Below are 17,510 nucleotides of genomic sequence, written 5' to 3' on the forward strand. Positions count from 1 at the left end.
CGACGAAGCGGTCTTAACGCTAACGAAAGGTGGCTACGACGGGCCGGTCAGGTCGAGTGGGCGAATCCAGCGGAACCAGAAGGCGAGGGCGACCCCACCGTAGCCCAGCACCCAGACGACCGTCCCGAGCGTGTCGTAGCCGACTGCAGTCAGCGCGTACTTGCCGATACCGGGAAGGATGACGCCGAGCGCGAGCGTCAGACCGACGACGAGGGCTTTCGAGGTCGGAATATTCGACTCCGCGGTCGATGTCTCTGCCATGACTATCTCTTCGAGTACAGAAGCGTCAAAGTCACGGTTCGTGGTCGGACAAGGGGTGGATGCACTCGCGGTGAACATGGAGCGTGCGCATCCGACAGTTGGTAACACGCATCGATGCAAAAATACCGTACCTGACTGGTCAGACGCTCAGTCGAGTGCTGCGGCCAGCAACTCGATGGGGGTCGGTGGCTCCTCGGTCGGACTGTCGCCCGCATCCTCGGCCAGTACGTCGCGGTCGCCGAGTTGGCTCCGACAGGACGCACCGGGCGCGACCACTCGGTCGCCCGGACTGTCGTCGACCTGTTCGTACAGAATCGACGCGATTCCCGCGCTCATGCCCTGGTGCTCTGCTTCGTAGCCGAAGTTCCCGGCCATCCCACAACACGTCGAGTCGAGTGGGTCGACCTCGTAGCCGGCGCGGCGGAGGACACCGACCGCGTGGTGGTCTTTCTGTGTCGCCTTCTGGTGGCAGTGGCCGTGGTAGGTGAGTGTCTCCGCGGGCGCGTCGAAGTCGATTGCTGCGTCGAGTTGGAACGCGTCGACGTACTCACAGACCCCGTAGGTGTTCGTGGCGACCTGTTCGACCGAATCGCCACCGAGCAAGTCCAGATAGTCCGACTGCAACATGACGGCGTTCGACGGCTCGACCAGCACAACATCCCAGCCGTCGCGGACACGCGGTGCGAGGGCCGCCACGTTCGTTCGGGCACGGTCTCTGGCCTTCTCGACGAAACCCTTCGAGAGCGGCGGGCGGCCAGTCCCGGTCACGTCGTCGGGAATCGCGACGTGGACGCCCGCTGCTTCGAGGACTTCGACGGCGGCCTTGCCGGACTCGGGGTCGTTGAACTCGGTGTGCGTGTCGGGAAACAGCAGGACCCGTCGCGTCGCCTCGTCTTCTGCGACCTGTGCCCCGCCGCGTGACTCGAACCAGTCGGTGAACGTCTCACGGTGGAACGTCGGCAGGGTCCGGTCGGCGGCGATGCCGGTCAGTTTCTCGCCGAGTTTCCGGAGCGGGCCGAGTCGGGTACCGAGGTTCGACACTGGTGCGAGTGCGCTCCCGAGTTTCGAGAGCGGGTGGATGTCTGCGAACAGTTTGTCGCGAAGGCTCGCCCCCTCACGCTGATGGTACTCGTGTTCGACTTCGGTCTTCAGCTTCGCCATGTCGACCTCGCTCGGGCAGTCGTGGGCACAGCCCTTGCAGCCGATACAGAGGTCCATGACCTCGTGGACGAACTCGTCGGAGAACACCTCGTCCTCGGGGAGGTCCCCGCTCATCGCCTGTCTGAGCATGTTCGCCCGGCCTCTGGTCGAGGTGACCTCCTCCTGACTGGCGCGGTAGGTCGGACACATCACGCCGCCGGTCGTCTCCTGTGGGCCGCGACAGCCGCCACAGCCGTGGCAGAGTTCGACCATGCCCTGCATCCCGTTCTCGTTGTCCCAGTCGAGAACCGGGTCGAAGCCAGCGTCAAAGTCGTAGTCGGGGCCACTGCGCAGGTTCTCGGTCATGTCGACGACTTCGGCCCGTCTCGGAACCGCCGCCGGGCGCTCCTCGTCGGGTGCATAGCCACATACCTGACCCGGGTTCAGCAACCAGTCGGGGTCGAACGCGGTCTTCAGGTCACGGAACACGCTCCAGAGGTGGTCGCCGTACAGCTTCCGGTTCCACTGGCTTCGGGCGCGGCCGTCCCCGTGTTCGCCCGAGACCGACCCGCCGAGCCCGACCACGAGGTCGGTGGCGGCGTCGGCGATGCCGAACAGCGTCTCGACGCCCTCGACCGTCTTCGTGTTCACCAGCGGTCGGATGTGCAAGACGCCGGGACCGGCGTGGGCGTAGAACGAGGCGAAGGTGTCGTGGTCTTCCAAAATCTCCTGGAAGCCCTCGACGAACTCGGGGAGGTTCTCCGGCGGAATGGCGGTGTCCTCGATGAACGAGACGTGTTTCGCGTCGCTCGTGCGCGAGAGCAGTATCGGGAGACCGGACTTGCGGAGTTTCCATATTTTGGCCCGCTCGGCCTCTGTGTGTGCTTCGAGGGCATCGAAGGCGCGAACCGGGGACGAATCGTCTTCGGCAGCGTCGTCCTCCTCTGCTGCCGCATCGCCAGCCAACCGGTCCGCCAGTAGTGCCTCGATTCGTTCCCGCCCCTCCTCGTCGTCCTCGGCGTAGAACTCCACGAGCAGGGTCGCGTTCGTCCCGTCTGGGAGTCGATTCGCCACGTCGGTGAACTCCGCCGTGTCGCGGGCTAAGTCGAGCAGTACCTCGTCGACGAGTTCGACTGCGGCCGGGTCGTGTTCGAGGATGGCGGTCACGTCCTCCATCGCCGTCACGAGGTCCGAATAGCAGAGCATCGCGAGCGACTTCGTCTCGGGGACTGGCTCCAGCGAGATTTCAGCCTCGGTGACGACGGCGAGCGTCCCTTCGCTCCCACAGACCAGTTTGGCGAGGTTGACCGTCCCGCCCGGTGCATCTGGTTCGCCGACATCACGTTCTGCGCCGAGCGCGTCCTCGACCAGCCAGTCGAGGTTGTAGCCCGAGACGTTCCGTTTCAGGTCGGGGTATCGCTCGCGAATCTCGTCGGCGTCCTCCTCGACGATGCGCTCGACTGCGGCGTAGATGCGCGCTTCGAGGTCGCCGTCGGGGTCGGCCCGAGCAGCCACCTCGTCGAGAGTCACCTCCTCGAACGTCGTCACGGTCCCGTCCGCGAGGACGACTTCGACCGATTCGACGTAGGCGTCGGTCTTGCCGTACTGCAGCGAGTGTGAGCCGGTGGAGTTGTTGCCGATAGCCCCACCGAGCGCGCTCTTGTCGCCCCACGCCGGGTCGGGGGCGAACTTCAGTCTGCGTTCACTGATTTGGGTGTTCAGGTCACCGAGGCGGACGCCGGGCTGGGCACGAGCGCGGCGAGCCTCGGGGTCGACAGACACTACGTCGGTCATGAATCGCGAGAAGTCGAGGACGACGGCTTCGTTCACGGTTTGGCCCGCGAGTGAGGTGCCGCCGCCGCGGGGGAGGACCGGCAAATCCACGGCAGCGCAGTACCGGACGACTGACGCCACGTCGGCGGTCGAGCGCGGGAAGACGACGCCGATGGGCGTCTGTTCGTAGATACTCGCGTCGGTCGCATAGAGCTGTCTGGAGTAGCTGTCGAGGCGCACCTCGCCGTCGACGCGCTCTTCCAGCGCGGCCAGTAGCTCCGGTCGCGCCACGTCGTCGCTCCGATAGTCGTAGTTCGCCCGGTCGTCGGCCGCGGCCGGGTCGGTTCCGGGGTCGGTCGCCATGTCCGGTCCTGCGAAGCCGAGCACGATAAAACGCCACGAGGCTGCAAATTATGGGGCGGGCGCTCCAATCGAGGATATGGATTCGACCAGTCGCCGCCAGTTTCTCACGCTGGCGGGCACCGCCGCGAGTGCGTCGCTGGCTGGCTGTGGCGGGACGCCGGTCGGTGAGCAGGGGGCGACGGGGACTCACAACTCGACCGACGACGGGACAGGAGAGAGCCCCCAGCACGCCGACAGTAGCGTCTACACCGACGTGTACGAACAGGCCATCAGCTCGGTCGGACTCGTAAAGGCGTTCCTTCCCGAGGGCCAGAGTCAGGGCTCGGCGTGGGTGTTCGACGAAGAAACGCTCGTCACGAACCACCACGTCGTGGCGAACGCGGAGGCCGTCGAAGTGCAGTTCCACGACGGGACCTGGGCCGTCGCGGAGATCCACGGGACGGACATATTCAGCGACCTCGCCGCCCTCGACGTGCCCGACGCGCCGGAGAGCGCGGCCCCGCTCTCGCTCATGGAACGGGACCCGCCAGTCGGCAAGCGCGTCGTCGCTATCGGCAACCCCTACGGGTTCGAGGGGTCGATGTCCGAGGGCATCGTCTCGGGCGTCAATCGCCTCTTGCCCAACATCAACGGCGTGCAAATCGCGGACACCATCCAGACCGATGCGGCGGTCAACCCCGGCAACTCCGGCGGTCCGCTGGTCGGCCTCGACGGCGAAGTCGTCGGCTGTATCAACTCCGGTGGGGGCGAGAACATCGCGTTCGCCATCTCGGCCCCGATGGTGAACCGCGTCGTCCCAGAACTCGTCGAACACGGCGACTACAGCCACGCCGCGATGGGCATCAGCATGGTCAACGTCACACCGACGGTCGCACGAGTGAACGAACTCGAGACCACCGACGGCGCGATGATCGTCGGCGTGGCCGACGGCGGGCCGTCGGACGACCTCATCCAGCCGGCGACGGAGACGACGAGTGTCGGCGGCGTCTCAGTCCCCGTCGGCGGCGACGTACTCGTCGCTATCGAAGGTGCGAAAATTTCGAGTCAACAAGCGTACGCGGCCTACCTCGCGCTCGAAACGAAACCGGGCGACACCGTGACCGTGACGCTCTTGCGCGACGGGCAGCGAATCGAGCGAACGGTCACGCTCGGTAGCCGCTCGGGCGTGAACTGACTCGGGACGACCGACCACCGACTCACTCGGCGTGGTGTCACTCTTGCTTCCGACGGCGCGCCAGTCCGAGGATGGCGAGTCCGGCACGTTCCAGCGCGTCGTAGTCGTCGCTCGCGACGGCGAGTCGCGCGGCGTCGACCGCGTCGTGGACCTCTTCGTCCATGTGTGCCTGTTGCACGCATCGGTACAAAAGCCCGACCCGTGCGGAGTGAAAGTGAAAGTGATTTTCGCACCGTTTCAGCCCGAAAAATTATATCAGAACCCGTCGTCGGCGGGTTTGTATGCGCTCGTTCGACCGCGTCAGGCGAGGGCTGCTGGCGGTCACCCACGGCCTGACAGGGGGAAGGGAAGAGACCTACGTCTGTCGCAGTTGCGAGACCGGGTACGACGTCCAACACCACGTCTGTCCGGAGTGTGGTGGCTACAGTGTCGACAGCGTCGAGTGGTGAGGTGGTGACCAGTGGGCACACCGTCGCGAGACCGATACAGTTGTTCCGTTCCAGTCGCGACTAACGTAGCATGCCCCGACCGCACGTCTTGCTCACGAACGACGACGGTATCGACGCGCCCGGGCTGGGTGCCCTCCACGATGCACTCCGGTCGGTCGTCGACGTGACGGTGGTCGCGCCGAGCGAGGACCGAAGCGGTGTCGGCCGCCGGAAGTCACACCGTGTCACACTCGCCGACCACGAGCGGGGAACGGCCGTCGACGGCACACCGGTCGACTGTGTCGCGGTCGGACTCCACCGGTGTGACACCCCACCGGACCTCGTCGTCTCAGGCTGTAACGCCGGGCCGAACCTCGGCGCGCACAAACTGAGCCAATCCGGGACCGTCGGTGCCGCGATGGAGGCCGCCTTCTTCGGCGTCCCCGGCATCGCCGTCTCCGCCTACGACCCCGAAGAAGGTGGCCTGCCCGAGTTCCATCCCGAAGACTTCGAACAGGCCGCTCGCGTCACGCGGTATCTGGTCGAGCGACTCGCCGACGCGACGTGGGTCACGGACAACTGGTACTTCAACGTCACCGTCCCGAACGAACCACCGGTCGACGACGAACTCCGACTCACCCGGCCTGCGGGTGGGTTCGACCGCCGTGTCGTCGACGCCGACACCGGCGACGAACTCACCTTCGACAATCGCTTCTACGACCCCGTTCGCCCCGACCGCGCGGCCGAACCCGACCCCGAAACCGACCTTGGTGCCTGCGCCGACCGAGTCGTCAGCGTCTCACCACTCCGAGCAGGTCCGGACACGGTCACCGACGACAGATTGGCAGCGGCGCTCGCAGGGTTCGGTTCAGAACAGGTAGACCGCGGATAAGCCGCCGTAGCTGTCTCTTATAGTGGCACCCACTCGTCCTCGGTCAGCGCCGACGGTGCCGTCAACACGGAGATAGTCTGCGTCCCGCGTTCGGTCGTGATAGTCAGCCGCGCCACGTCTTCACTTCCGAGCCCGATTGCCTGACTGCCACCCGGTCCACCCCGTATCTGTGCCACCGCGACGACGATGTGGACCGTGTCCGTCTCGTCGTTCAACACCGGCACAGAGCCGTCGTGGTCGATGGGCGCGACCGTCGTGAAGTTCGACGCGTTCGCGCCGGTCTCGTTCCAGTACAGCGTTCGGTTCACCTGCCCGTCGTCGTACTGTATCGTCGCGTTCGAGAGGTCCGTCTCGTTCATTCCCGCCCCGAGTCTGACCGTCAATCTGGCGAAGCCGACGCTTCCGTCGGACTGGTCGACTCGCCCGACTTCGTTGGTCACTTGGACTCCACCCGAAATGTGTTCGAACGCGCCTTCGGTCCGGTCTGCCGCGTCCTTGCGCAATTCGTTCGCGCCGCCGAGCAGCGTGCCAGACGCGAGTGCAGCGACGGCGACCATCGCCACGAACATGATGAGAATGCCGATGGAGACCTGCGAGCGCTCGTCTTCACCGACGGTCAGTCGCGGCACGCTCGACATTTGCAGTTCATCGTGTTGGAAGCCACATAGTTCTACCGAGCATGAACGTTCGGGTATCGAGACCGCCGTCGCGAATCACACCGAACTGGTCGGCTTATCGGTGCGATAGGCCCCGACGGCCCGTCGTATCGACTGTGCCTGTGTCCGGGCGTGTGACAGTGCCGGACTGATGAGCGTCGTCCGATACCGAAGCTTCGAACCACGTTCGCCGGAGGGAAGAACCGTGTTCGTGAGAGTCGCCAACAAGACACCGGTGTTAGAGCGATACTGTATCTTGTCGTCCGTCGTCGTCGACCGAACGTCGGTGACCTTCTTCACTATCTGTTCGTGGGCGGTGTCCTTATCGAGAGTAAGATAAACCTCGTCGTACCTCACGGTGAGTCACAGTACGTCGACCACGTAGTTAACACTCCTGGCGGAGCGAGTTGCGGTCACACGTGACAGTCCTCAAGTCGGTACACACCGGCGACTTACGGTCGTAGAATCGTGGAAAAGTGGGCCGACTCGGACGAACCAGAGGTAGACATTCCGGGATGCTCGCTTCGCTGCGCTTCCGGGCTGTGACTACCAGGGCTCAAATCCTCACGGATTCACTACTCACTGCTCGGCGTACTTACTACGTTCGTAGCTTCGCAGAGAAATAGTGGGCCGACTCGGATTTGAACCGAGAGCCTCCACCTTATCAGAGTGGCGCTCAACCTGATTGAGCTATCGGCCCGCCGTCGTTCGCATTTCCGAGTTGTGCGGTGGGAAGTATAAGGGTTTCTTTCTTACAGGGCTGCGTCAGTCAGTATCACTCGTCGTCGTCGAAGTCGATGCGGTACGAATCCTCACCGAGGTCGACCGTGTCGTCGCTGTTCGAACCCGAAGACGACGAACCGTTCATGCCGCCCATCGGGCCGTTGCCACCGTCGCCGGCACCTTGTCCGAACTCGCCGCCGGGGAAGCCGACGGTCCAGACCTTGCCGGAGGCGATGCCACCGGTCTGCTTGTCGAGGTACGGCGTGACGATGTACTTCTTCAGCACGGCCCGGATGGGCATGCGCGTGATGGGGATGGTGAGCAGCAGGGCGACGAAGTCAGTCACGAACCCGGGCGTGAGGAAGAACGCCCCGGCCGCGATGAGCAGGCCGCCGTCCATGAGTTCGTTCGTCGGTACCTGTCCCGACGCGAGCTGGCGCTGTATCTTCCGCAGGGTGCGTCGGCCCTCCGCGCGCACGAGGAGCATGCCGATGAGCGCGGTCAGGACGACGAGTGCGGCCGCGATGACTGCTGTCACTTCTGGGAGGAACAGCGTCATCGCCAACAGCAACGCGGCATCGAGCGTCGGGATGATGAGTAACAGCCCGATGTACCGGAGCGTTCGCATGGGCGGGAGTAACCGTCCCTGGTTCAAAGCCCTTGTTCCATCGCGCAACTCTTAGGCCCACGTGCCTGAACCCACGACTATGGACGAGTCAGCGGCCCAGACACGCGTCGAGTGGCACGAGTGGGGACAGGAACCGTTCGACATCGCCCGACGGACGGGAAAACCAGTTCTCCTCTCGCTGTCGGCGACGTGGTGTAGCCACTGTCACGAGATGGACCGCGAGACGTACGACGAACCGCGCATCGCGGCGAACGTGAACGACGGGTTCGTGCCGGTTCGCGTCGACGTGGACCGCCACCCGCGCGTGCGAGACCGGTACAACATGGGCGGGTTCCCGTCGACAGTGTTCCTGACCCACGAGGGGACGGTCATCTCCGGCGCGGGCTACCTCGGTGAAGGCGGGATGCGACAGGCCATCGACTCGGTACGTGAGGTGTGGGACGCGAAGGGCGCGAGCGCAGGCCGCGTCCCCCGCGCTGTGCAGGGGACCGAACCACCGGCGGGCGAATTGACCGACGACGTCGAGACGATGATGGACGGCCAGTTGCTCGCCAGCTACGACGAGCGAAACGGTGGCTGGGGCGAAGCCGAGAAGTTCCCCATGCCCCGGACCATCGAGTTCGCCCTGAAGCGTGAGCGAGAGCAGGCACTGCGGTCACTGAACGCCGTGAGCGCGAACTTGCTCGACGACTTCGACGGCGGCTTCTTCCGGTTCGCCGCCAACCCGGACTGGAGCGAGACGCACCACGAGAAGATGCTGGACACGAACGCGGCGCTGGTTCGCGCGTTCGCCAACGCCTACCTCTCAACAGGCAAGGAGGAGTACCGCCAGCCAGCCGAGCGCGGCGTCGACTTCCTGACGACGACGCTCTGGACTGGCGAGGCGTTCGCTGGCAGTCAGGCCGCGGGCGAGAATCGCAGTTACTACGCGATGGACCCCGAGGACAGAGACGCCGCAGACGAGCCGCCCGTCGACGAGACGGTGTTCGCGGACTGGAACGCACTGGCAGTCGACGCCCTCCTCACCTACTACGCCTACACGGACGAAGAGCGAGCGAGACAGTACGCCGAGCGAGCACTCGACTACCTACTCGACGAGTTGGTCGACGATGGCGTGGTGACACACTTTCAGACGATTGGAGACGGAGACGAAGACGACATCGGGGGCGGCCCCGAAACCGGTCTGCTCGTCGACCACGCTCGTGTCGTCGCGGCCCTCACCCGCGCACACCAGGTCCTCGGCCGCGACACGCTCGACACCGCGCAGGCGGTCGCCGACCACGCCATCGAGACACTACGCGACGGCGACTCCTTCGTCGACGGGCCGAGAACTGGCGCTGGGTTGCTCGACCAGCCCCTTCGCCCACTCGACGGGAACGTCGAGTTCGCCGACGCACTCTGTGACCTCGCGGTGTTGACCGGCGAGGACCAGTATCGAACTGTCGCGAGCGAGACGCTCGCCGACTTCGCCGGTGCAGCAGACCGCTTCGGCGTGCGCGTCGCGGGCTACGGGTCCGTCGTCTCGCGCCTGCTCGGCGACCCGCTCGTCATCGAGGTCACGAGCGAGGCCGGCAGCGACCTTCACCGCGCTGCACTCCGGATGGCCGACCACGAGAAGGTCATCGTGCCGGACGCCGGTGTAGTCGAGGACAGCGACGTCGAAGACGACGTGGCCTACGTCCACGTCGGCGACTACACGGCCGACCCCGCCGAGACACCGGCAGAACTCGCAGAGAGAGTTTCCGATTCGCTCCACTGACACCGCGTCGTCGGGACAAACTACCGTTGTGTTTATGGTTGTCCACTCTGATTTGGTTTATTATGGCGAGTCTCAGGGACCTCGGGTTGTCGGAGTACGAAGCGAGAGCATACCGCGCGCTGTTGAACACAGGCCCGACAACGGCCAAAGAGTTGTCACGGGCCAGCGACGTGCCCATGGGGCGAATCTACGACGTCCTCAACAGCATCGAACAGTACAACCTCGTCCGCAGTCAGACCGCGAGCCGACCCAAGAAATACGTCGCCGTCGAGCCGGCGACCGCGCTCGACCGACTGCTCGAAGACAAGAAACGAGAACTCGAAGAAAAAGCCGACCAGTACCAGTCTATCGTCGACGAACTCTCGGAGGAACTGGACGCGGCCGAACCCGTCGAAGAACAGTTCTGGACCGCAGCCGTCGGCCAAGAGGAGACGACCGACCTGTTGCTCGAACGTCTCACCGCGGCCGACCGCCACATCATCATGGTGGCGTCGACCCCCTCGCCGCAGTTCGACGTGACCGAACTGGGCGACCAGATCATCGAACAACTCGAAGCCGCACTCGAACGTGGCGTCGAAATCGACCTCCTGCTGACGCGTGAACTCGTCGCCTCGCTCTCCGAGGAAGTCGGCCAGCGATACCGCGAGCGACTGTCGGGCAACCCCGACTTCGAGGTCAGAACGAGCGAGGAGGTCACGGGCACCTTCAACCTCGTCGACGACATCGAGTGCGTCATTCAAGTGCCGAACCCGCTCGGCGACGGCGAGACGTTCGCGATGATAGACCTGAAAGACCCCGAGTTCGCCGCCGACGTGTACGGGGAGTTCAAGCCGACGTGGGACGAGGCGGAGCCGCTGAGTTTCTGAAGCCAGTCGTCACTGGTCGTTCTCTCTGCCGATAGCGCTGCGTGTCGGATTCGAGACCGACTCGACGCATCGAGTAGTTTCGTCAATCCGACTGGTCCGGCTGGTCGTCCCAGAGCGACATATCGGGCTGTACCGATTCCTGGCCGCTCCCCCACCCGAACGAGTCCTCGACACGCTGGCTGTCCGTCTCGACGTCGTCCCGTGTTTGCCCCACGGTCGGCGCGAGGTCGTCGGCCGAGTCGTCCTGCGTTGGCGGCTGATAGCGGTACAGGTACTCGCCGTGAACGACGTAGTACACGTCTTCTTCCGGGTCCTCGACGACCGCGTTGTCGGTGTCGATGGCGAAGTCGACGAGCGCCTGTAGCGACTCGGCCTCGGCGACCGGTCGGTCGAACGCTTCGGGTGGCAGCTGGATGGTCGAAATCCACTCGTCGAACTGCGTCCGTTCGCCCGCGAACGACAGGTGTTCGCGTTCGCCGTCGCTGAGACCCAGTGCGTCCTGTCGCCGAGCGACGACGAGGCCGGCGAGGGCGACGAGTGAGCCGACAGCGATGGTCGGCCCGACGACAGCGCCGGCGAGGCTTCGCTCGGGTTCGACCGGAACCGTCGTCGCCTCGGTGAACGCCTCGGACTGGGGCGACTCACCGGTGACCGAGTAGGTGTTTCCGCCGACCGTCAGGTCGAGTGGCTGGGTTTGCTCGTGCTGGACTGGCGCACTATTCACCTGCCCGTCGACGGTGACCGTCGCAATCACGGAGACGGTCGTTTCGCCGGGACTCCCAAGTTCCCGTGAGATGTTCGCCGCCCGCTCTTCGACCGCGGTCGTGTTCACCGAGAAGGGGACCTGTACGCGGTCACCCGGCGACAGCGACTCGACGCTGTACTGTTGGAGCTGTCGTCGTTTCTCCCAGTGGACGGTCTGGTTCTGGCCGTCACCGCCGCTGTCGACGCTGCGGAGCAACAGCGTGAGCGAAACCGTGCCCGAAACGTCACCGCTTTCGCGGGCGTCGTACTCGAAGAGATACTTCCCGTCGAGCCGTGGGGCGATTTTCGAGAGATAGACCGACCGATTCGAGAGCGTCGTCCCGACGGGATAGACCTCGTTCTCCTCGGTGACCGTCGCCGAGTGGTCGAACCAGCCCGTCGTCGACCACGCTTCTCGCTGGTCGAGCGTCGTCGTCGGCTCGTCGGTGGCACCGTACGCGCCGTACGTCATCCAGCCGCCGGCCAGTGCGAGCACGACCAGTACCACGACGACCGCCTGCAAATACCGGTCGAGAAACGCCCGGAGTCGAAGCGTTCCGTCGCTCATCGGCTATCGTGTCCGGTCGTCCCGTTCGTCTGGGTCGTCCCGTTCGTCTGGGTCGTCCCGTTCGTCTGGGCCGTCTCGTTCGCCTGGGCCGTCTCGTTCGCCTGCGTCACATCGCTTTGCTGCGTCGTTCCGCCGGGGCTGGCCGGTGTACAGGTGACGGTGAGCGACCGCTCGGCACTGTTCCCATCGATGGTCGCAGACACGTCGTCACCAGCGACTTCCACCGTGACGAGTACCGTCTCGGTCGTCGCTTCCTCACAGGAGACGGTCACGGTGACGGTGCCAGCCTCGCCGATATCGAGCGATGGCGGACTACTCACGTTCGAAATCTCGATGTCGTCGGCGTCGGCCGTCGCCGTCACGTCGTCCAGTGGACTGTGCAGTCGGTTCGTCACCTCGACGAGAGTGACCGTCGCACCCGATTGGACGGTCGCTTCGTCCCCGGCGTCGTAGCCGATCATCGCCTCGTCGTCGTTCACGACGTTCACCGACACGCCTCGGTCGGCCGACATCGAGGTGAACGCGACAGTGCCGCCAGCCATCGCGACCGCCGCAGCGACCGCGAGGACGACGCTCGTCGTCTTGAGTCGTCCCATCACTCTAACTCCGGTGGTTCCTCGGTCGACCCGATGGCCAGTTCAGTCACGTAGTGTCGATGCGCGACCGCAGAGCAGGTGAACGCGATGACGACGAACACCATCCACGACAGCGGTGAGAGCATCGTGAACGGCGGGATGCCGAATCCGACTACGGTCACCAGCGCCAGCGAGAGCGCCGAGAGCCCGAGGTAGTACTCGTTCCAGGGAATCTCGTTCCCGCGTGCGACGTCCAGATACAGGTCGACCTCCTCCAGCGCTGGCGTCGACTTGACGACGCCCCGGTCCTTGTCGAAGTCGACGACACCTGCCTCGTGCATCGTGGGCAAGTGCTGTTGCTGGAGTGCAGTGTACACCCGCTTTCGCTCCGTGTAGCCGACCTCGGCGAGGTCGATGCCGTTCTCCCACGCGGCTATCTGCTCCGCCATCGGCCCGATATCGACCGACCGATGCTCCTCTCGCTTCAGCACGTGGACGGCGTAGCGTCGCCGCCGGTTCGCCAACACGTCGAACAGTTCGTCTTCGGAGACCGACCGCTGCAGTCCTGTCTCCCCGTCCCCCGCTTGCGTTGCAACCCCCATACGTCGTCTACGACTCGTCGTACGAGAATAAAAAGCAGACAGACCTTTCAACCGAGATGAAAGAACTGTGGTGAAAATAAGAACGTATTATCGCCAGTCACGAACGGTTATGACGAGGATATCGACGCCCATGACCGGTGAACTGCCGGAATTTTGGATTGGGCTCGATTGCCGGAAAATGCAGCGATAGTGACTCGTTTGTTCGTTACGACCGACATAGTGGCAGGTCAGACCGAGCATGCCGCTCCAGGTTGGGCGTTCAAGCAGACCGAGATATTTCTGACGTCACGATACGTCATCGAAGCCTCCCTAATACAGTACGGGCCTCCACCGACGCTTCGCATAGGCGACTCAGTGTAGCACAACCATGTGGCACCGCCTCCGGGGGTATGGGGCGTTCAGTCTACACGGGGTCGCTCGGAAACCAACAATGGAACGACGAAAGTTCATCATCGGGATGGGATCGCTCGCTGCCGCCGGGGCAGCTGCAATGGGGACGGGTGCGTTCAGTCGAACGAGTGCGACCAGAGATGTCCGCGTCAGAGCGGCTGGTGACGCGAGCGCACAGTTGAAGCTACAACCGACGAGCGATTACGCCGGGTACAACAGCGACGGACTGCTGTCACTGCAGTTCGACGGTCTGAACGCGAACGCCGACGTGGAAATTACGGACGTCTTCAGAATCAAGAATCAGAGCGACCGGAACGTCGGTATCTTCATCGACGAAGGGAGCGCAAGCTACGCGTTCCAGAACGGGAGTGGGGACGCAGAACAACCGTCCGAGGCTGGCGCAGATGGGATGTACAACCAGCTTCAGAACGCTGGGTTCAACCAGAACGGCTGGTTCGACGACGACAACAGCACGGAGGACATCAACGGTCCGAAGGCACTCCCGAGTGCGTATCGGTCGTCACCGTCGAACTCGGCGAATCGACCGGGGCTCGACCCCAGTCAGTACGACCACGTGCTGGCACCGGGACAGAGCCTCAGCCCAGACTGGTACATCTTCGACACGCCAGCCGACCCATCGGACCTGAACGTGACGGGCGAAATCGTGGTTCTCGCGTACTCGCAGGACTACGTCGACGCTGGCAAGGGGCCCTAAGACGGACGACGGACCGAGCCGACACTGCACTCCCTCCACACGACTTTTTCGCAGGACCTCGCTGGCTCTGTTTCCTCGGACGACGAGTGGCCACAAACGGGACCCGAGCGGCTGGTGTGAAACCGGCTACGGTTGCAGGAGTATGGGGCGGTTATCCGCTCTCAGGTGTTCGCTGACGCTCCGCTGACCGAGTCGGAGGCGCCCGTTCACGACGGCAGACCTGTCCTGCTGCTCGGCAGACACCTCAATACAGTACCGGTATCTCACCTCTCTCGAATCGACGCGGCCCGGGACGACACCGCCCTCCGAAGGGGAGTATGGGGTCACGACGGGGTCGCCGCGAACGCGGTGAATTCAGAACCATGGAACGACGCAAGTTCATCATCGGTATGGGATCGCTCGCTGCCGGCGGGGCAGCTGCAATGGGGACCGGAGCGTTCACGAGCGTGAGCGCGGACCGGGGAATCAGAGTCCACACGCCGTGGGACAGTGACGCGCTGCTCGGACTGGCCCCGGAAGACTCGCCCAACTCGCAGTACGTCGTCGCCAACCAGGACGCGATGGAGATCGACTTCGGTGGCGGGACGAACCAGATCACAGACAACGGCGCGTACGGTGTCAACAACGAGGCGGTGACCATCGTGCGGGACATGTTCAAGATCACCAACCAGGGGACGCAGGACGTGTACGTCTGGATCGAGGGCTGCCCCGACGGTATCAGGTTCTTCCACGACGACCCGAGCGGCGAGAACTACAAGATGACCGGGACGGGGAACAACCAGGGGGCGCTCTCCGACACGTCCAACCTGAACCCGAACGACCCGGCGGACGCGAACGACCCCGCCAATCCCGGTGGCTACGAAGCAGCACCGCTGCTCAAGCCGGGTGACACCCTCAACGACGCGGGCATCATCATCGACACGCACCAGTTCAGCAACCTGCTCGACGGTGTCGACGTGACGGTCAAGGCCGTCACGCCGAGCGAACTGTAGTCGGCCACACTCGACCCACGTCGGCACCCGACTGACGGCGGTTCGACTCCGCCGGTGGGTCCTTCAGACGGAGAGTCTGCATTAGCGATGGCGCACACGAACACGACTGTCGTCGGGCGAGAGACTAAGAGGTCGTAGTGATGCGTCGACTGCGACTGGTTCTTGGCTGTGCCGTCTTTCTCAGCTCGATACTCGTGTTGCAAGGTACGGGCGCGTTCGAACTCACGCAGACCGACGAGGTCGGTGAGGGTATCGAACTCGCCCCACATCCTGGACCGAACGGGCAGTACGCGTACTACGACGCCGGCGGAGAGTTGGCGCTCGACTTCGGTCCCTCGAACCCGCACATCGCAGGCGACGGCCTCAACGTTCGAGCGCAGACGTACGCGGCAGACGTGTTCACCGTCACGAACAACGGTTCACACCGCGTGCAAATCTGGCTATCGGGCGGCCATCCACTGGGGAGGTTCGTCGCGCGTGGTAGTGTAATCGAGACCGAGACGAACGGCATCTGTCTCGACCCCGGCGAGCATCTCGCAGTCGGGGTCCGGTTCGACACGACCGACGAAGTCATCGTCGACGTGCGCGCGAGCGAGTTCACCGTGAACGCGGTCCGGGTGAACGATTCGGGAGCGCCGTCCCACGATTCGGCGACGGTCTTCGAGGGGCCGGCGACAGTCTCCGACGATCCAGTGTCGGATTCCGAAGGGCCGACAACAGTCTCCGACGACCCGGTGTCGGTCCCCGAGAATTCGGTGCCAGCGACAGACACGAGCGACGAGGGAGTCGAGGGCGACGATACCGCTCCATCCGCCACCGAGAACGCCCAGTCTGGCGCGAGACGCGGAGTCGTAGAGCGTGGAAGCGGCGGCGGCTTGCTGCCAGCCGTCGGCATCGTGGCCCTGTCGACGCTCGTCGTGTTCATCGTAGTCGCTCGACGTCTCGGCGTACTCGGTGGTCGACGACAGTGACGACAGGGGCACTCGGACTGGGGTTTCATTACAGCACGATACCATGTTACAGGACGACAATGGGGGGAGGGGGGTGGTGACGCTCCGACGCGTCGCGTCGCTAGGCGCAACCATACTGGTCGTGTTCGTCGCCGTCTCGTTACTCGCGGGATCGCTGCTCGGACAGCCAATTCTGTTGAGCTACGTCGAAACCGGCAGTATGCAACCGACGATGGACCCCGGCGACGGCTTCGTCGCGGTGCCGTCGCCAGTCGCGGGTGACGTATCAGCCGGCGACGTCATCGTGTTCCGAGCAGAGGAACTCCACGGCGGTGGGCTCACGACACATCGCGTCGTCGAGGAGACTGAGCGAGGGTACATCACGCGCGGGGACGCGAACCCGTTCACCGACCAGGACGGCGGCGAGCCACCGGTGAAAGACGCTCAAATCGTCGCCCAGGCCATGACGGTCGGTGACAGCGTGGTCGTCGTCCCACACCTCGGGACTGTCGTCACGTCGATACAGGGTGTCCTCCGCTGGACGCAGTTCCAGCTGGCCGGCCTGTTCGGGACCCGGTCACTGCTCGGGACGCAAGGGCTCGCGATGCTCCTGTTCGGACTCTCGGTCGTCGCGTACGCCCTCGACTGGTACGTCACCGACGACACTGGCCGCACCCGAACCCGGTCACGGAGCCGCGACGACGGCACGTCGACGCGACTACTCCTCGCGGGCTTCGCGCTGTTGGTCGTCGTCTCGGCCACGGCAGCGATGGTGGTCCCGTCCGGCACACAGCAGTACGGGGTCGTGAGTGCCGAATTCGACTCGGAACGACCGACAGTCATCAAACAGGGGACCGCGGACGACCTGCCGTATCGCGTCAGTAACAGCGGGCTGGTTCCGGTCTACGTCTACCTCGAACCGGCGAGTGAGGGCATCGACATCGCGCCCGGGCACCTCCGGGTCGACGGGCGCAGCCAGGCGAACGCGACGATGACGCTCGAAGCCGACGACGAGACGGGGTATCACCGCCGATTCCTCACGGAACGGCGTTATCTCGCGGTCTTGCCGACCTCGGTCGTCGACGGCCTCTATCGCGTTCATCCGTGGCTCCCCATCCTCGTCATCGACGTGTTACTTGGTGGAATCGTCTACCTGAGCGGCTCGCTCGCGCTGAAACACGGCCGGCTTCGGAGTCGGAGCCGTGACGGGCCGCGGCGGTCGCTCACTCAGCGATTGTTGGCGAAGAAGTAGTTCGCACCGAGTGGCCGTCTCGTCGCCCGATTCGTCTGTCGGTCGGTGCTGCTGTCTGC

General features: G+C 64.3%; 18 protein-coding genes and 1 tRNA gene. 9 read left to right on the top strand and 10 right to left on the bottom strand.

Features of this window, described 5'->3' with window-relative positions; genetic code table 11:
* Window positions 1-33 precede the first annotated feature (33 nt).
* Both ACSC1P_RS05565 and ACSC1P_RS05570 read right to left on the bottom strand, forming a co-directional pair.
* Window positions 34-261 (bottom strand): DUF7996 family protein, encoded by a 228-nt coding sequence (locus ACSC1P_RS05565; protein ID WP_435359138.1) that lies wholly within the window; start codon window positions 259-261, stop codon window positions 34-36.
* Window positions 262-408: 147 nt separating this feature from the next.
* Window positions 409-3,537: an FAD-binding and (Fe-S)-binding domain-containing protein gene (locus ACSC1P_RS05570; RefSeq protein WP_435359139.1), complete on the bottom strand. Its 3,129-nt coding sequence runs from the start codon at window positions 3,535-3,537 to the stop codon at window positions 409-411.
* Between the two features lie 76 nt (window positions 3,538-3,613).
* On the opposite strand from ACSC1P_RS05570, the gene ACSC1P_RS05575 reads away from it, so the two are divergent.
* Complete coding sequence (locus ACSC1P_RS05575; RefSeq protein ID WP_435359140.1) at window positions 3,614-4,711, top strand: S1C family serine protease; 1,098 nt, start codon at window positions 3,614-3,616, stop codon at window positions 4,709-4,711.
* Between the two features lie 37 nt (window positions 4,712-4,748).
* Here ACSC1P_RS05575 and ACSC1P_RS05580 read toward each other — a convergent pair whose 3' ends face one another.
* Window positions 4,749-4,874 (bottom strand): hypothetical protein, encoded by a 126-nt coding sequence (locus ACSC1P_RS05580; protein WP_435359141.1) that lies wholly within the window; start codon window positions 4,872-4,874, stop codon window positions 4,749-4,751.
* Between the two features lie 118 nt (window positions 4,875-4,992).
* Between ACSC1P_RS05580 and ACSC1P_RS05585 the strand changes: the two genes are divergently transcribed.
* Window positions 4,993-5,160 (top strand): hypothetical protein, encoded by a 168-nt coding sequence (locus tag ACSC1P_RS05585; protein WP_435359142.1) that lies wholly within the window; start codon window positions 4,993-4,995, stop codon window positions 5,158-5,160.
* 70 nt (window positions 5,161-5,230) lie between these two features.
* Window positions 5,231-6,031, top strand: a complete 801-nt coding sequence (gene surE / locus ACSC1P_RS05590; RefSeq protein WP_435359143.1) for a 5'/3'-nucleotidase SurE — start codon at window positions 5,231-5,233, stop codon at window positions 6,029-6,031.
* Window positions 6,032-6,048: 17 nt separating this feature from the next.
* On the opposite strand, the gene ACSC1P_RS05595 is transcribed toward surE, so the two are convergent.
* The 4 genes from ACSC1P_RS05595 to ACSC1P_RS05610 all read right to left on the bottom strand — a co-directional run bounded on the left by ACSC1P_RS05595 (window position 6,049) and on the right by ACSC1P_RS05610 (window position 8,038).
* The gene (locus tag ACSC1P_RS05595) at window positions 6,049-6,669 is read right to left on the bottom strand and encodes a hypothetical protein (protein WP_435359144.1); all 621 of its coding nucleotides are present in this window, start codon (window positions 6,667-6,669) and stop codon (window positions 6,049-6,051) included.
* A gap of 75 nt (window positions 6,670-6,744) precedes the next feature.
* The gene (locus ACSC1P_RS05600; protein ID WP_435359145.1) at window positions 6,745-7,044 is read right to left on the bottom strand and encodes a hypothetical protein; all 300 of its coding nucleotides are present in this window, start codon (window positions 7,042-7,044) and stop codon (window positions 6,745-6,747) included.
* Between the two features lie 269 nt (window positions 7,045-7,313).
* Window positions 7,314-7,387, bottom strand: a tRNA-Ile gene (locus ACSC1P_RS05605).
* A 75-nt stretch (window positions 7,388-7,462) separates the two neighbouring features.
* Window positions 7,463-8,038: an FxsA family protein gene (locus ACSC1P_RS05610; RefSeq protein WP_435359146.1), complete on the bottom strand. Its 576-nt coding sequence runs from the start codon at window positions 8,036-8,038 to the stop codon at window positions 7,463-7,465.
* A 79-nt stretch (window positions 8,039-8,117) separates the two neighbouring features.
* Between ACSC1P_RS05610 and ACSC1P_RS05615 the strand changes: the two genes are divergently transcribed.
* Both ACSC1P_RS05615 and ACSC1P_RS05620 read left to right on the top strand, forming a co-directional pair.
* Complete coding sequence (locus ACSC1P_RS05615; protein ID WP_435359147.1) at window positions 8,118-9,797, top strand: DUF255 domain-containing protein; 1,680 nt, start codon at window positions 8,118-8,120, stop codon at window positions 9,795-9,797.
* A 62-nt stretch (window positions 9,798-9,859) separates the two neighbouring features.
* Window positions 9,860-10,663, top strand: coding sequence for a TrmB family transcriptional regulator (locus tag ACSC1P_RS05620; RefSeq protein ID WP_435359148.1), 804 nt, complete (start codon window positions 9,860-9,862; stop codon window positions 10,661-10,663).
* An 82-nt stretch (window positions 10,664-10,745) separates the two neighbouring features.
* Here the strand turns inward: ACSC1P_RS05620 and ACSC1P_RS05625 are convergent, their stop codons facing one another.
* The 3 genes from ACSC1P_RS05625 to ACSC1P_RS05635 are packed head-to-tail and all read right to left on the bottom strand — an operon-like array spanning window position 10,746 to window position 13,152.
* Window positions 10,746-11,975, bottom strand: a complete 1,230-nt coding sequence (locus tag ACSC1P_RS05625) for a DUF5305 domain-containing protein (RefSeq protein ID WP_435359149.1) — start codon at window positions 11,973-11,975, stop codon at window positions 10,746-10,748.
* The gene (locus tag ACSC1P_RS05630) at window positions 11,972-12,571 is read right to left on the bottom strand and encodes a hypothetical protein (protein WP_435359150.1); all 600 of its coding nucleotides are present in this window, start codon (window positions 12,569-12,571) and stop codon (window positions 11,972-11,974) included. The genes ACSC1P_RS05625 and ACSC1P_RS05630 overlap by 4 nt, the downstream gene beginning before the upstream one ends.
* Entirely contained in the window at window positions 12,571-13,152 is a 582-nt protein-coding gene (locus tag ACSC1P_RS05635) for a DUF7344 domain-containing protein (protein WP_435359151.1), read from the bottom strand. Before ACSC1P_RS05635 ends, ACSC1P_RS05630 begins: the two co-directional genes overlap by 1 nt.
* A gap of 430 nt (window positions 13,153-13,582) precedes the next feature.
* Here ACSC1P_RS05635 and ACSC1P_RS05640 point away from each other — a divergent pair, with 430 nt between their 5' ends.
* From ACSC1P_RS05640 to ACSC1P_RS05655, 4 genes are all read left to right on the top strand, one after another.
* Window positions 13,583-14,257 carry a hypothetical protein gene (locus ACSC1P_RS05640; RefSeq protein ID WP_435359152.1) on the top strand — a complete coding sequence of 225 codons (675 nt, stop codon included), beginning with the start codon at window positions 13,583-13,585 and terminating at the stop codon, window positions 14,255-14,257.
* Window positions 14,258-14,619: 362 nt separating this feature from the next.
* Complete coding sequence (locus ACSC1P_RS05645) at window positions 14,620-15,249, top strand: hypothetical protein (RefSeq protein WP_435359153.1); 630 nt, start codon at window positions 14,620-14,622, stop codon at window positions 15,247-15,249.
* A 140-nt stretch (window positions 15,250-15,389) separates the two neighbouring features.
* On the top strand, window positions 15,390-16,220 hold the full coding sequence (locus tag ACSC1P_RS05650; protein WP_435359154.1) for a hypothetical protein: 831 nt from the start codon (window positions 15,390-15,392) through the stop codon (window positions 16,218-16,220).
* A 76-nt stretch (window positions 16,221-16,296) separates the two neighbouring features.
* Window positions 16,297-17,451 (top strand): signal peptidase I, encoded by a 1,155-nt coding sequence (locus ACSC1P_RS05655; protein WP_435359155.1) that lies wholly within the window; start codon window positions 16,297-16,299, stop codon window positions 17,449-17,451.
* Window positions 17,452-17,510 lie beyond the last annotated feature (59 nt).

The sequence above is a fragment of the Haloarchaeobius caseinilyticus genome (genome assembly GCF_051207395.1).
GTDB lineage: Archaea > Halobacteriota > Halobacteria > Halobacteriales > Natrialbaceae > Haloarchaeobius.